Here is a 14854-nt window from a genome sequence, read left to right on the forward strand (position 1 = left end):
TGGAAGTAAAAGCGTGAATTGGATTGAGCAGGCCCTCAAACGGCTGAAGACAGAGATGGCGGTGGTGGTGACTGTGCAAGCCACGCAGGGCTCTGTGCCTCGTGGGCCCGGTACGCGCATGGTGGTGTTCGCACAGGGTGAGTGGGGCACGATTGGTGGTGGACACTTGGAGTTTCAGGCCTTGGCGCATGCACGGCTTTTGCTGACGGGGCAAACCCAGCAAACGGACTTGCGCCAAGTCTTGGGCCCCAGTTTGGGGCAGTGCTGCGGCGGGGCTGTGGATCTCAGTTTTGAGCGTGTCAGCGCTGCCGATGTCCAACGGTTACGCACGCAGTTGATGCCACCCCAGACGCCCTTGGCGCTTTTTGGGGGCGGTCATGTGGGCAAGGCTTTGGTACAAACGCTGGCGTCATTGCCCTTTGCTGTGCGCTGGATTGACAGCCGCGACGAAATTTTCCCGGTGGATGTGCCCGCTGGCGTGGATTGCGAACACTCCAATCCGGTGCAAGCGGCCGTGGCCGATCTGGCCTCAGGCAGCCGAGTGCTGATCATGAGCTTTAGCCATGCAGAAGACCTGGACATTGTGGTGGCTTGCCTCAAGCGCCTGCGTGAGCGGGATGACTTGCCTTTTGTGGGCCTGATTGGCAGCCAAACCAAATGGGCCACCTTTCGGCACCGCTTGGAGGACCGGGGTTTTGCGGCAGAAGAAATCGCCCGCATTACATGCCCCATTGGTGTTCCCGGCATCGCTGGCAAGGAGCCCGAGGTGATCGCGGTGGCGGTGGCTGCACAACTTTTGCAATTGCTTTGAAGCCTGTCAATGGTTTTCCCTAGGCCAGCAGCGCCAAGGAATGCTGGATTCGGCCACTTAAACTGTATACACTTCAGTGCACTGGTCGCAGCGGCGCAAGGATCTTCAGGTTCATGTTCGCGACCGAATACCCGCTCACAGGGCCCGCGGTGGTGAGCAGGTTGGAGAATCCTTCATGGAATCGTATTTTCTGGAATGGGCCAATTTGTTGTTGCGATGGGTGCACGTCATCACCGCCATCGCCTGGATTGGCTCCTCGTTCTACTTTGTCTTTCTCGACAACAACCTGCAAAAACCCAATTCGCCCGACCTGCTCGAAAAAGGCGTGGGCGGCGCGATGTGGGCGGTGCACGGCGGCGGTTTTTACAACCCGCAAAAGTACATGGTCGCGCCCAAGATCATCCACACCAAGCTGCATTGGTTTTATTGGGAAAGTTACTCCACTTGGCTGAGTGGCTTTGCGCTGTTCACCGTGCTCTACCTCTACAACGCGGGCACTTTCCTGATCGACAAGTCGCTGATGGCATGGACGCCCGTGGTGGCCGGATCGGCGGCCGTAGGGCTGCTGGTGGCCTTTTGGTTGGTCTATGACAGCATTTGCCGCGTGTTCGGTTTTCGCAAAAACGGCGAGTTGATCGTCGCAGGCCTGATGATCGTGGTCGTGGCGTTTTGTGCATGGCTGGCCAATGAATTGTTTGCAGGCCGCGCAGCCTTTTTGCTGGTGGGCGCCATGATCGCGACCGCCATGAGCGCCAACGTGTTTTTCTGGATCATCCCCGGCCAGCGCAAAGTGGTGGCCGCCATGACCTCTGGTGAAACGTATGACGCCAATGCTTTGGCCATCCACGGCAAGCGTGGCAAGCAGCGCAGTGTGCACAACACCTATTTCACCCTGCCCGTCATCTTTGCGATGTTGAGCAACCACTACAGCTTTTTGTACACCCATGAGCACCGCTGGGTGCTGCTGTTTGTGATGATGCTGGCGGGTGCCTTGATTCGCCAGTTCTTTGTGCAGCGCCACGCCTTTCACTTGGGCCGCGCCGCCAACCCTTGGCCTTTTGCAGCAGTGGGTGTGGTGATGATTTTGGGTGTGATCGTGGCCTTGCGGCCTGCGCCGCCTAAAGTCTCTGCAGTGCCTGCACAGCCGGTGGGTTTTGCTCAAGTGCAAAGCCTCGTGGGTCAGCACTGCATCGGCTGCCACGGTGCGCAGGTGCAAATGAAAAACGTGCGCCTGGACAGCCCCGATTTGATCAAGCAAAACGCGCAAAACATGTACCAGCAGGTGGTGGTGACCAAGCAAATGCCCATGGGCAACGCCACAGGTCTGACCGAAGATGACCGCGCCCTGATCGGTCGCTGGTTTCAGGCAGGTGCCAAGACCGATTGATGAAACCAGTGACATGGCCTCGAGGAGCCATGTCGACTTCTAACCAACTTCCGAAGTCAAGGCCCATGAGTGGCCTTGAGTTTTAAGCGTTAGTGGTTCTCGGGTGGTGTTTCAAACTGGTCTGCGTTTTTGCCCTTGAAGGGCGCATAAAACGCTTTGATGGCGACCATGTCTTTATCGATGTCCCCCGTGGGGTAGAACAAAGGCCCCAAGCCGCTCACCTTGCGTGAATAGTCCATGTAAGCCATCACGATGGGCACTTGCGCTTGCAGTGCGATGTAATAAAAACCGGTTTTCCAATAGCGGGTTTTGCTGCGAGTGCCTTCGGGCGGCACCACCAGGTGCACCGCACCTTCGGATTTGACCAGTTCTTGTGCGCAAGAGTCCACCAAGTTGTTCGCTTGTGTGCGGTTCACCGCAATGCCGCCCAGCCAGCGCATGATCGGACCAAAAGGGAACGAGAAAATGCTGCTTTTGCCCATCCAGTAAATCTGCAGGCGCAAGACATACGCCACCATCAGGGTGTAGGGCAGGTCCCAATTGCTGGTGTGGGGCGCGGCAATGACCACGCACTTTTCGATGCCCGGCGGCAACGCCCCCTGCACAGTCCAGCCTGTCCACTTGAGAAAAACCGAGGAGCCCGATCTCAAGACCGTGTTCACGATCGGTGTGTCAAAAATGGTGCGGTGCATAAAAGGCTGATCTGTTGATGAAAAAATTCGTTGGATGACAGATGCCTTGAATCATTGTCGAACGAAACGCACAGGGATTATGGCGGTCAATTAATGACGCTCGCATCCAGGGCGTAAGCCCGACAACGCAAAAGTGTCTTTATCAATAGGCCCCCAGCGCCAATTGCATCGCCAACTGGTTATGCCGCTCAATCAACGGCCCCATGTCCACCGTCGCGATCTCACCTTGGCGCACCACCAAGCGCCCGTTGACGATGGTGTAGTCGGCGTTGTCACTGGCGCACAATAAAAGCGCACCCACCGGGTCGTGCACCGCGCCACCCGCCATGCTCAGGGTGTCGGTGCGGAACATCGCGATGTCAGCGCAATAGCCTTCGGTGATTTGCCCCAACTCATGGGCGCGCCCCAGCACTTCAGCCCCACCGCGTGTGGCCAATCGCAAAGCATCGCGGGGTGTCATCTCAGCGGGCCCTCGGTCACAACCAAACACGGTGCGCCCGTCTTCGACGCGCGGTGGTTCCATCGCTCGACCCACACGCGCCAGCAGCATGGCTTGGCGCGCTTCGTTCAGCAAGTGCGCCGCGTCGTTGCTGGCGCTGCCGTCTACGCCTAAGCCAATCGGCACGCCTGCGTCGAGCATTTTGCGCAGCGGCAAGATGCCGCTTGCCAGGCGCATGTTGCTGCAGGGGCAGTGGGCAATGCCGGTGCGCGTGCGGGCAAACAAGTATGTGCCTTCATCGTCCAGCTTCACGCCGTGGGCGTGCCACACGTCGTGGCCCACCCATCCCAAGTCCTCGGCGTATTGCGCTGGGGTGCAGTTGAACTTTTCTTTGGTGTAAGCGATGTCGTGGTCGTTTTCGGCCAGGTGGGTGTGCAGGCGCACGCCATGGGCACGGGCGAGCTTTGCAGATTCACGCATCAGGTCCTGGCTCACGCTGAAGGGCGAGCAGGGCGCCACGGCCACATGCGTCATCGCGCCGAAGCTGGCGTCGTGCCAGGTCTCGATCAGGCGCTGGGTTTCTTTCAGGATGGCGGGTTCTTGCTCGACCACGCGGTCTGGTGGCAAGCCGCCTTGGCTCTCGCCCACGCTCATGCTGCCGCGTGTGGCCGTGAAGCGCATGCCGATGGTGTGCGCCGCTTCGATGCTGTCGTCCAGCCGCACGCCGTTGGGGTAAATGTACAAATGGTCTGAGCTGGTGGTGCAACCGCTGAGCAACAACTCGGCCATGGCCACTTGGCCCGACACACGCACCATCTCGGGCGTCAGGCCCACCCAGATCGGGTACAGGCCTTTGAGCCAAGAAAACAGCTCGGCGTTTTGCACCAACGGAATCGCCCGCGTGAGCGACTGGTACATGTGGTGGTGCGTGTTGATCAGGCCCGGCACCACCACATGGTGTCGGGCGTCGATCACTTCGTCGACCTGCTTGAGCAGCTCGTCGGTGTTTTGACTGGCAGGAATGATGCGCTCGATCCGGCCGTCGCGGATCAAGAGCGAGGCGTCTTTCAGTTCGGTGTTCACATCGTCTTGTGTGGCAATGCAGCGGGCGCGGTGGATGAGCAGCGTGGTCATGAAACAAGCGGGTTTTGGGGAGTGTCGCCACTTTAACTCTGTGGGCTTGTGTCTTGGCATCAAACGCTTAAAGTCGATCAGAACTTTTTTTGAAAGACAGTCCATGAAGACCTACAACATCGCGTGCATTCCCGGAGACGGCATTGGCAAAGAGGTGATTCCCGCGGGCCAGAAAGTCCTGCAAGCTTTGGCCGCAGCCAGCCAAAATTTCAAATTCGAGTTCACCAGCTTTGGCTGGGGAGGCGACTGGTACCGGACCCACGGCGAGATGATGCCCAAAGATGGGCTGGATGCGTTGCGCCACATGGATGCGATTTTGTTTGGCTCCGCGGGTGACCCGCACATTCCCGACCACATCACGCTGTGGGGCCTGCGCCTGAAGATTTGTCAGGGCTTTGACCAGTACGCCAACGTGCGCCCGACGCGCATCCTGCCTGGCATCGATGCACCGCTCAAGCGATGCACCCCCAAAGACTTGGATTGGGTCATCGTGCGCGAAAACTCCGAAGGCGAATATGCCGGTGTGGGGGGGCGTGTGCACCAGGGCCACCCGATCGAAGCGGCCACGGATGTGTCCATCATGACCCGTGCTGGCGTCGAACGCATCATGCGCTACGCCTTCAAACTGGCGCAGTCGCGCCCCCGCAAACTCCTGACCGTTGTGACCAAATCCAATGCCCAGCGCCATGCGATGGTGATGTGGGACGAAATCGCGGTGCAAATTTCCAAAGAATTTCCTGACGTGAAGTGGGACAAGGAACTGGTGGACGCCGCCACCGCCCGCATGGTCAACCGACCAGCCACGCTGGACACCATCGTCGCCACCAACCTGCACGCCGACATCTTGAGCGACCTGGCCGCAGCGCTGGCAGGCAGCCTAGGAATTGCGCCCACAGGCAACATCGACCCCGAGCGCCGCTACCCCAGCATGTTCGAGCCCATCCACGGTTCGGCCTTTGACATCATGGGCAAGGGGTTGGCAAACCCTATAGGAACTTTTTGGAGTTGTGTCATGCTGCTAGAGCACTTGGGCGAACAAGCTGCGGCCCAACGGCTGATGGCGGCCATCGAGGGTGTCACCGGCAACCCGGCCTTGCACACAGGTGACCTGGGTGGCCAAGCCCGAACGGACGATGTCACCCAGGCGGTTTGCAAAGCTTTGGCTTGACACCGTGATACGAGCCCACACCCGTTTGCTCTTGGGTGGTGAATCATTTTTTTACCTCAATGTTTGAAAGGTCTGAACATGCGCTCCAAGTTTCTGCCGGTTTCTTTCGCTTGTGCTTTGCTCTTGTCCGCGAACGCGTTTGCGCAAGACTACCCCGCATCCAATAAAACGATCACTTTCGTATTGCCTTATGCGGCAGGTGGTCCCACCGACAAAGCTGCACGGGACTTGGCCCAGTCCATGAGCAAGGCCATGGGCGGGCACAGCATCGTGATCGACAACTCGGCAGGCGCTTCTGGCTCGATCGGTGCCAACAAGGTGGCCAAGGCGGCAGCCGACGGTTACACGCTTTTGTTCACCCACATTGCCCAAGCCACCTTGCCCAGCTTTTTTCGCACCTTGCCTTACAACGTCGAGAAGGACTTCGAGCACTTGGGCCTGGTCAGCGAAAACCCCATGAACCTGATCGGCCGACCCAGCTTGCCGGCCAACAACATGGCCGAACTGGTGACTTGGATCAACGCCAACAAAGGCAAGATCAACATCGCCAATGCCGGGCCTGGTTCGGCTTCGCACCTGTGCGGCATGTTGTTTCAATCCACGCTCAAGGTGGACATGACTTCGGTGCCCTACAAAGGCACGGCTCCGGCCATGACCGACCTGATCGGTGGTCAGGTGGATCTGATGTGTGACCAGACCACCACCACCATCCCGCAGATCGAAGGCAAGAAGGTTAAATCGTTCGCGGTGACCACGCCCACGCGTTTGACTTCGCCCGTGTTGAAAGACATGCCCACCATGCAAGAGGCAGGCCTGAAAGACTTCTCTGTCACGATTTGGCAAGGCCTGTACGCACCCAAAGGCACACCGGTTGCCGTTTTGAAAAAGCTCAATGACGCCCTCAAGGTCGCCGTCAAAGACCCCGATTTCATCCGCAAGCAGGATGCTGGTGGTGCCACCGTCATCAACGATGCGCGCAACGACCCGGCGGCCCACAAAGCCTTTGTGTTGTCTGAAGTGAGCAAGTGGGCACCGATCATCAAGTCGGCTGGTGTGTACGCCGATTGAAAGTGGCCTTGACGCCTGCGTGCCTGAGGGGTGAATGCGTTTATCCTCCATCGATATTCACCTGACTTGCAACATGCCAGACACGATTGACCCTCTTGCCCTGCTGCGCCACCTCTACGAAGTGGCCGTGCAACGTGCCTTGCCCCTGCACAACACCGCTGCCCATTTGCCAGCACCGCCAGATCCTGCAAAAGGCCGCACCTTGGTGCTGGGCGCCGGTAAAGCCGGGGGCGCGATGGCGCAGGCTGTAGAGGCCTTGTGGCCACAAGACGCACCGCTCTCAGGGTTGGTGGTCACGCGTTATGGCCACACACCACCACGCCCAGCCGGTTTGACTGAGCGCATCGAGGTGGTTGAGGCGGCGCACCCTGTGCCCGATGCGGCGGGTTTGAACGCGGCCGAGCGGATTTTGGAATTGACACAAGGTCTGACAGCCGACGATCTGGTGCTGTGCCTGATTTCGGGTGGCGGCTCAGCGTTGTTGACGCTTCCTGCAGACGGCATCAGTCTGAACCTCAAACAAGACATCAACCGCCAGTTGCTGGCCAGCGGGGCCAACATTGCCGAGATGAACTGCCTGCGCAAGCACCTGTCTCGCATCAAGGGCGGTCGTTTGGCGGCGGCGTGCAGTCCTGCACGGGTGGTCACACTCACCATCAGCGATGTGCCGGGCGATGACCCGTCCATCATCGCGAGTGGCCCCACGGTGCCGGATGCCAGCACCTGCGCAGATGCCTTGGCTATTTTGCAGCGTTACGCCATTGCGGTGCCGCCTGAGGTGTCACAGGCTTTGCGTTCGGGGACTTGGGAAACGCCCAAACCCGGCTCGCCTGTGTTTGCGGGCCACAGCGTCAACATGATCGCCACACCGCAGCAATCGCTGCAGGCTGCAGCCGAGGCAGCCCGAGCCCAAGGCCTGAACGCGTACATTCTGAGCGACGAAATCGAGGGAGAGTCGCGTGAGGTGGCCAAGGTGCACGCGGCGCTGGCGCGGGCCGCGGCCAAAGGCCTGGGGCCCTTCCAAAAGCCCTGTGTGATTTTGAGCGGTGGCGAAACCACTGTGACCATCAAGCCCCAGCCTGCGGGCACACCCCGTGGGCGCGGTGGACGGGCAGGTGAGTTTTGCATGGGCTTGGCCGAGGCTTTGCAAGGCCAGCCGGGGGTGTGGGCATTGGCTGCTGACACCGACGGCATCGACGGCATCGAAGACAACGCAGGTGCTCAAGTGACACCTGATACTTTGGAGCGGGCAGCGGCTTTGGGTCACAAAGTGGCTGACCACCTGCAACGCAACGACGCCTATGGTTTTTTTGAGCCCTTGGGTGACTTGGTGATCACCGGCCCCACACACACCAATGTGAACGATTTCCGGGTGTTGCTGGTGCTGTAATTTTTGAAGGAGACAGGGCATGTCCATCAGTCGCAGAACATTCTTTGCAGCCGCATCGACACTGGCAGTCGACGCGGCTTTTTCTCAGCCACACCACCATCACCCCGATTTGCCGGTATTGCCTTCCGCTGCAGAACCTTATGCGCGGCTACAGGGGGGTCAACCGCACCATTTGACGGCAGATCAAACAGCACAGCGTTCTTTCGACAGCCCGGCCCCCCAAGGCCCCAAAGGTCGTTGGCTGGCCAGAGCAGCGCTGCCGATTCCACGCAGTGAGATGGCCTGGGCTACCGAGTCGGCAGGGCGTCTGCATGTCATTGGCGGATACGGCGAAGGGCGTGTAGACCGTGGTTACCACCATGTGTACAACCCCTCGACCGATGTGTGGCACAACGCAGCGGCATTGCCGCGTGGTGCCAACCATGTGGCGGTGGTCACTTTGGATGGACGCATTTACGCCTTTGGCGGTTTCATTGAGCAAAACCGCAACCCCGATACCCATGCCTATGTGTATGACGTGAGCCAAGACAAATGGTCAAGTGTGGCCCCTATGCCTCGACCTCGCGGCGCAGCAGCGGCCATGGCCTTGAATGGCAAGGTGCATTTGATTGGCGGTGCTTCGTCCCCCACTGAAGAGCGCGCCAGTGTGGGGTGGCACGAGGTCTACGACCCCCAAACCGACAGCTGGAGTCGGCGCAAAGCGTTGCCAGGTGCGCGCGACCATGTGGGCTGCGTGGCCTACCAAAACCGCATCCATGTGGTGGGCGGGCGATTCAATACCTTTGAATACAACACGGCCCTGCACCATGTGTACCTGCCTGATCGTGACACTTGGGAGTTGCGTGCCCCGATGCCCAGTGCCAGGTCTGGACATGGCTTGGTGATTTACCGAGACCGGTTCTTTGCCATGGGCGGTGAGGGCGGCATCATCAACCGACCTGGGCAGCAAACCGTGTTTGGTCAAATGGAGAGTTATGACCCCAAGACCGACTCTTGGCTGTCTCATGCAGCCATGCCGACCCCACGCCACGCTGTAGGTGCCGTGGCCATTGGCGACTGGATTTATGTGGCGGGAGGAGGCGCCGTTTTGGGCGGTGGGGTGCAATCTGCCGTCCATGAGGCGTTCACACTGCAGCCTTGAATGGTAAGGCCCCCCGGCGATTTGTTCGCATTGAGCGACTGCATTGATGTGAGTCAAATGGCCGTCCAACATGCTCTGGCAAATTCGGGTCATCATGTTGGAACACACTTTGCCCTCATTCCCTTTTTCTGCGGCCCAATGTGCAAAGGACGATTTGGCTGCTTCAACGGGCAGCGTTTTGTTGCGCAGGGGTGACGCAGTCGAAAACATCTTGCACGTTTTGCAGGGCAGGGTGGTTCTGGGCATCATGGTCGGTGGCGTCATGGCCCATCAGCTGGGCGTGGTGGAGGGCCCTTTCTGGCTGGAGGCCGCTTCAGGCCTGTTGGGGTTGCACCACGCGGTCGATGCGGTGGCCGAGACCGAAGTGCTGTTGCGCTGCGTGAGTGTTGCCTGTTTTTTGGCCGAGGCGCAAGCCCTGCCCGAAGCCTCACGCAATCTGCTCATGGACATGGCCCGTTCGCAAAGGCAACAAACGGAAATGGCGGTGAACAGACTGGCTAAAAGTGCCGATGCACGCTGCGCTGAATGGCTGTTGCGCCATGCCGCATCCGTAGACCAGACGGGCCGCTTGATGGTCAAGCTGACCGAGCGCAAACGCACCATCGCCGCCCAATTGGGCATTGCACCCGAAACCTTTTCACGCGTACTGCGCCATTTGAGGGAGCAAAAGCTGATCAGCGGCACTGGCCGTGTGATGGGTCTGCCCAATCCCCAAGCCTTGCGGGATTTGGCAGGGGTTTGAGCCCGGCCCCAAGTCCGGGCCTAGAGGGTCAGTCGCCCACGATTTTGCGCTCGCGGATGATGGCACCAAAGCGTTTGGAGTCGTCCGCTGCACGGGCACCAAACTCAGCAGGGGTCAAGGGTAGAGCCTCACCGCCCAGGTTTTGGATGCGGTCTTTCAGGGCTTGCGTGCTCAAAATTTTGTTGACTTCTCGGTTGACGCGGTTGACCACATCGGCCGGGGTGCCCGCAGGCGCGTAAAAGCCAAACACCGAATCGGCATCAAAACCTTTCAGACCTGCTTCGTCCAAGGTGGGCACGTTCGGAAACAGGGGCGAGCGCTTCATGCTGCCCACAGCCAGCAGCTTGAGTTTGCCTGCGCGCACTTGGCCCAGGCCAATGCCGGGGTCAAAGTAAAAGTCCAATTGACCGGCCAGAACATCTTGAAGCGCAGGAGCTGCACCCCGGTAGGGCACATGCACCGCAAACAGACCGGCTTGGCTTTTCATCATTTCGCCAGCCAAGTGGGGCGAGCTGCCATTGCCTGCCGAGCCATACGACAAGCGGCCGGGGTTGGCCTTCACATGGGCCAAAAATTCTTGAATGGTGTTGGCCGGAAAGTTGGGCTTGGCCACCAAAAACACCAGCACACGGGCGGCCGAGGCCACGGCCACCAGGTCTTTGGCCGGGTCAAAGGGCATGCGGGCGTAGATGTGCGGGTTGACCGACACCATGCCGCCGGAGCTCATGAGAAGCGTGTAGCCGTCGGCTGGTGATTTGGCGACTACCTCACCACCTAAATTGCCATTGGCACCGCCCCGGTTTTCGACCACCACCGGCTGGCCCAGTGCCTCGCCCAGCGGTACGCCAATGGCGCGGGCAATCTGGTCGGCCGCGCCACCCGGCGGAAAGTTGACCACGATCTTGACCGGCTTGGTGGGCCAGCTTTGCGCGGCGGCGCTCAGGCACAAGGCCGGGCCAGTGATGATTGCGGCCAGTGTGGTGACCAGTCCTCGGCGGGTGAATAAACCGGTTTTTTTCATGCTTGTCTCCTGATGGTGGTTGTTGGTTTTTGTCTGACCATGATGCCGCAGCATCAGTTTTTTTGCAGTCTCGGATTTTTCATCCAGAGCACGGGTTGTTCTTTCACGGGGCGGGCTGGCGCGCCGTGTTGCAGCAAGGCTTGGTCGAGCGCTTGACCGGCTTCGTCTTGCAAGGCTGCGTTGCGAATGCGGGTCACGGCCTCAGCTTGCTCGGCGACAGGCACTTTGGAGGCTGGGCCACACACATGGCGCAGGATGTGCAGCAGGTTGTCTTTGCCGCGCTCGTTGGTGCTGCCGTAGCCTTTGATGAGCTGCCCGCAACGCGCCAACTCCAGACCCAAAGCGGGTGAGAGGCGTGTGGCCGCCTCGATGCCGCCCAGCCATTCTTCGATCAAGGCTTGTTCGGTGGCATAGCGGCTGCCCAGGGGGCGAATCACGCGCAGGCTGGCCAAGAGGCGCAAGCTGGCCATGCCCCACAGCGCATGCCGTGCCACCTTGAGCGGCATGGACCATGGCGCAAGGCCTCTGGCCACGCGGGCGCGGTCCCAGCGCAGCAGAAGGTTGGCCAGGCTTTGTGGCAACAGGGCGGCCAGCTCGGGCACGCCGGGCTTGAAGTGGTCGTACACCTTGAGCACATCGCCTTCTTTGGCCTTGACCTCTTGCGTCACGCGGTCCCAGCGGCTGGCACGGCTTTTCAGGTCGGCCACCCGGATGATGTCGTCAAACGCCATCCACAGGGCCAGCCAGCGGGTGGTCTCAGCGGTCACTGGGCGGGTGCTGTCGGGTGAGTTGGATTCCGCATTCAGCAGGCGTTCGAGCCGCTGCACATACAGGTGGGCATAGGCTGGGCCTTGGTACTCCAGCAAGCGCTGGTGCGCCAAGCCCATGAGGGGGTGCAGCACGGCGGGAAACTTGGCGGCCACATCTGCAGGCAGGGCAGCCGATGAAGATTCAGATGTAGAGGGCGCAGCCACAGCAGGCTTCATCACATGCTCGACATACTGCGCCTGCTCGCGCTGGCGCGTGACCACATCAAAGGCCAGTGCAAAGCCGCGCAAGCTGGCTTTAGCCGAGCTGCTGGGGCCCGCCAACACGGCCTCGTAATGCGACCGTGCAAAAGGCAGCAAGCCACTGCCCGCAATGGCCCCCAACATGACGGCGCTGACCATAGTGCCGCTTTGCTGGCACAGGCTGGCCATGTCCATCACATGGTGGCGCTGGCTGTGCGCGGCCACCACATCGAGCAGCGGACCTTCAGGGCGGCGGCCATCGCCCATGGTCATCTTCTCGGCGGTGGTGAGTGCCCGCGACGAGGCGCTGATCACCAGTGTGCGGTCGCTTGAAGCCAGGCCATTGCCAATTTGGCGTGCGGTTTCCAGCAACTCGGAAGACACCAGCGCGTCCAGTCGCCCAGGTAGCGGGTTCAGGCCCAGTACCGGCAAGCGGCCTTGCAGTTGGCTGTGGGGCAGGGGGTAGACCTCGAGGTAATAGGTGGTGGCCCCGGTGCGTTGCGCCACGCCAGGAATGGAGGTGGCTTGCGCCGGGTAGCCTGCGTGGCGGGCCACGTCGACCAGCCAGTCGGCCAGCACGCCGCCGCCTTCGCCGCCCAGGGCGCACAACAAAATGGAAATCGGTTGGGTCATGGTGTTTTTCTCGGATCAGGCGGGTTGCAACCAACGGGTGGCCAGGCCTTGCCAGCGGGCCCACAGGCGCTCGTGCAGCTTGGGGTTTTGCACCACTTCGGCGCGGTAAAAAGAGGGGCACAGCGTGGCGGCGTGTGCGTTTTCGCCGCACAGGCCGCAGCCCACACAGCCGTCGATCACGGTGGCCACCGGGTCTACTTTGAGCGGGTCGGGGTTGTCTTTCAGCGTCAAGGTCGGGCAGCCCGACAAGCGTATGCAGGCGTGGTCGCCGTTGCAAACGTCTTCGTCCACGCCGTATTTCACGCGTTCCACCCGCTCGCCTTTGGACAGCAGCGAGGCCAGCCAGGGCTTGATGCGGCGCTGGCGCTCCAGCTGGCATTCGCCTTCAGCCACGATGACTTTGAGGCCTTGAAACTCGGTGGTGAAAGCTTCGGTCAGAGTGGCCTGCATGTGGCTGACTTCATAGGTGTGCACCGTGCGCAGCCATTGCACGCCCAGGCCTTTGAGGGTGGACTCGATGGTTTGGTTGGTGTGCACCATGCTCTGGCGTTTGTCACCCGCCAGTTCTTTGGCGATGTCGGTGGGCGTGTTGATGATGTCCTGTGTGCCGGTGGCCGAGGTGTAGCCGTTCTTGAAGATCAGCAGCACCGCATCGTCGCCGTTGAACAGCGCACTTTGAACGCCCGTCAGCAGGCCGTTGTGCCAAAAGCCGCCATCGCCCATGACCGACAAAACCCGCCGCTTCATGACCGGTGACACGCCCGCCCGGCTGGCCAGGCTCATGCCATAGCCCAAGATGGAGTGGCCCACCGAAAACGGCTCGAAAGTGGCCAGCGCATGGCAGCCGATGTCGCCTGAAATGTGCACGGGCCCGACATCTTGCTGGGCCAGCTTGAGGGCCGAGAACACCGGGCGCTCGGGGCAGCCAATGCACATGCTGGGTGGCCGCGCAGGCAACGGGGTGCCCAGCAGGGCTTGCACTTGCTGGCGGCGCTCGCCATTGGTGGCCAGCCATTGGCGCGTGGCCTCGGGCACGGCGTCGGCTTGGTGGCGGTCCATGAATTTGAGCAGGCCTTGGGCCATGACCTCAGCGGTGTATTCACCACCCGACGGCAACATGTCTTTGCCGTGCAGCGGGGTTTGCAGATCGAGGCGGCGCAGCATCAGAGCCAGCTCTTGCTCGATGTATTCGGGCTGGCCTTCTTCGAGCAGCAGCACCGCCGATTTGTCCTTGCAGAAATTCACCAACTCGTCGGGCACCAGCGGGTAGGTCACGTTCAGCACCAGCACCGACAGGCTGGTCACGCCAAAGGCATCGGCCAAGTCGAACTGCTGCAAAGCGCGGATCAGTGTGTTGTACAAACCGCCTTGCACGATCAGACCCAGGTGGCGGTGGGTGCTGCCTTCAAAGTGCTCGTTCAGACGCTGCTCGGCAATGTATTGGCGGGCGGCGGGCAAGCGGTGATCGACTTTGCGTTTTTCTTGCGCAAAGGTCACGGGCGGGTGCGCCAGCTTCATGTAGTTGAAGCCGGCGGGCTCGTCGATCAGGTGTTTTTTGGAGAGTTTGGGGGCCTGGTTGTCCTTGGCGACAAACTGGCCGCGCACATGGCAGGCGCGGATGCGCAGCTCCATCATCACCGGCATGTTGGACGCTTCGGACAGCCTGAAACCGTGCTCGACCATGTTGACCATCTGGCCCAGCTCGGGGCGCGGGTCCAGCAAGCACATGCCCGACTTGAGTGCATAGGCGTGTGTGCGTTCTTGGATGACGCTGGCGCCTTCGCCGTAGTCTTCGCCCACCACGATCAGCACGCCGCCCGTCACGCCGGGCGAGGACAAATTGGACAGCGCGTCAGCCGCCACGTTGGTGCCCACAATCGACTTCCAGGTCACGGCACCGCGAATCGGGTAGTGGATGGACGCGCCCAGCATGGCCGCGGCCGAGGCCTCGTTTGAGCAGGCCTCCACATGCACGCCCAGCTCGTCCATATAGGGCTTGGCCTGCACCATCACATCAAGCAGGTGCGAGACTGGCGCGCCTTGGTAGCCGCCCACATAGCTCACGCCCGATTGCAGCAGACCCTTGGTGATGGCCAGAATGCCCTCGCCATGAAACACCTCGCCCTCGCCCATGCGCAGGGCCTTGATTTCTTCGTGAAATGAAACTTCCAAAGTGCGCTCCTTGCGTTGTGTCGCCCACAAGGGGCTGCTAAAGACC

At 60.5% G+C, this 14854-nt stretch carries 12 protein-coding genes; 7 read left to right on the forward strand and 5 right to left on the reverse strand.

The window, feature by feature from the left end; all coding sequences use genetic code 11:
- Positions 1 to 55 precede the first annotated feature (55 nt).
- Together xdhC and B9Z40_RS15630 are read left to right on the forward strand one after the other, a co-directional pair.
- Positions 56 to 811: a xanthine dehydrogenase accessory protein XdhC gene (xdhC, locus tag B9Z40_RS15625; RefSeq protein WP_199172587.1), complete on the forward strand. Its 756-nt coding sequence runs from the start codon at positions 56 to 58 to the stop codon at positions 809 to 811.
- A 175-nt stretch (positions 812 to 986) separates the two neighbouring features.
- Positions 987 to 2198, forward strand: coding sequence for a urate hydroxylase PuuD (locus B9Z40_RS15630; protein ID WP_100174295.1), 1212 nt, complete (start codon positions 987 to 989; stop codon positions 2196 to 2198).
- Positions 2199 to 2287: 89 nt separating this feature from the next.
- Here B9Z40_RS15630 and B9Z40_RS15635 read toward each other — a convergent pair whose 3' ends face one another.
- Together B9Z40_RS15635 and B9Z40_RS15640 are read right to left on the reverse strand one after the other, a co-directional pair.
- Positions 2288 to 2890, reverse strand: a complete 603-nt coding sequence (locus B9Z40_RS15635; protein WP_100174296.1) for a lysophospholipid acyltransferase family protein — start codon at positions 2888 to 2890, stop codon at positions 2288 to 2290.
- A gap of 142 nt (positions 2891 to 3032) precedes the next feature.
- A complete protein-coding gene (locus tag B9Z40_RS15640) occupies positions 3033 to 4463 on the reverse strand; it encodes an 8-oxoguanine deaminase (protein ID WP_100174297.1) in 1431 nt (476 codons plus the stop codon).
- A gap of 103 nt (positions 4464 to 4566) precedes the next feature.
- Here B9Z40_RS15640 and B9Z40_RS15645 point away from each other — a divergent pair, with 103 nt between their 5' ends.
- From B9Z40_RS15645 to B9Z40_RS15665, 5 genes are all read left to right on the forward strand, one after another.
- Positions 4567 to 5631 (forward strand): tartrate dehydrogenase, encoded by a 1065-nt coding sequence (locus B9Z40_RS15645; RefSeq protein WP_100174298.1) that lies wholly within the window; start codon positions 4567 to 4569, stop codon positions 5629 to 5631.
- 78 nt (positions 5632 to 5709) lie between these two features.
- Positions 5710 to 6699, forward strand: coding sequence for a tripartite tricarboxylate transporter substrate-binding protein (locus tag B9Z40_RS15650; RefSeq protein ID WP_100174299.1), 990 nt, complete (start codon positions 5710 to 5712; stop codon positions 6697 to 6699).
- A gap of 73 nt (positions 6700 to 6772) precedes the next feature.
- Positions 6773 to 8089: a glycerate kinase gene (locus B9Z40_RS15655; RefSeq protein ID WP_100174300.1), complete on the forward strand. Its 1317-nt coding sequence runs from the start codon at positions 6773 to 6775 to the stop codon at positions 8087 to 8089.
- Positions 8090 to 8108: 19 nt separating this feature from the next.
- On the forward strand, positions 8109 to 9230 hold the full coding sequence (locus B9Z40_RS15660) for a kelch repeat-containing protein (protein ID WP_100174301.1): 1122 nt from the start codon (positions 8109 to 8111) through the stop codon (positions 9228 to 9230).
- A gap of 70 nt (positions 9231 to 9300) precedes the next feature.
- Positions 9301 to 9972 (forward strand): Crp/Fnr family transcriptional regulator, encoded by a 672-nt coding sequence (locus B9Z40_RS15665; protein ID WP_233204940.1) that lies wholly within the window; start codon positions 9301 to 9303, stop codon positions 9970 to 9972.
- Positions 9973 to 10000: 28 nt separating this feature from the next.
- On the opposite strand, the gene B9Z40_RS15670 is transcribed toward B9Z40_RS15665, so the two are convergent.
- From B9Z40_RS15670 to B9Z40_RS15680, 3 genes are read right to left on the reverse strand one after another with little or no spacing between them, the layout of a single operon-like run.
- A complete protein-coding gene (locus tag B9Z40_RS15670) occupies positions 10001 to 10993 on the reverse strand; it encodes a tripartite tricarboxylate transporter substrate binding protein (protein ID WP_100174416.1) in 993 nt (330 codons plus the stop codon).
- A gap of 53 nt (positions 10994 to 11046) precedes the next feature.
- The gene (locus tag B9Z40_RS15675) at positions 11047 to 12636 is read right to left on the reverse strand and encodes an indolepyruvate oxidoreductase subunit beta family protein (RefSeq protein ID WP_100174302.1); all 1590 of its coding nucleotides are present in this window, start codon (positions 12634 to 12636) and stop codon (positions 11047 to 11049) included.
- Between the two features lie 15 nt (positions 12637 to 12651).
- Positions 12652 to 14808 (reverse strand): indolepyruvate ferredoxin oxidoreductase subunit alpha, encoded by a 2157-nt coding sequence (locus B9Z40_RS15680; RefSeq protein WP_100174417.1) that lies wholly within the window; start codon positions 14806 to 14808, stop codon positions 12652 to 12654.
- Positions 14809 to 14854 lie beyond the last annotated feature (46 nt).

This window comes from Limnohabitans sp. 15K (assembly GCF_002778285.1).
Lineage (GTDB): Bacteria > Pseudomonadota > Gammaproteobacteria > Burkholderiales > Burkholderiaceae_C > Limnohabitans_A.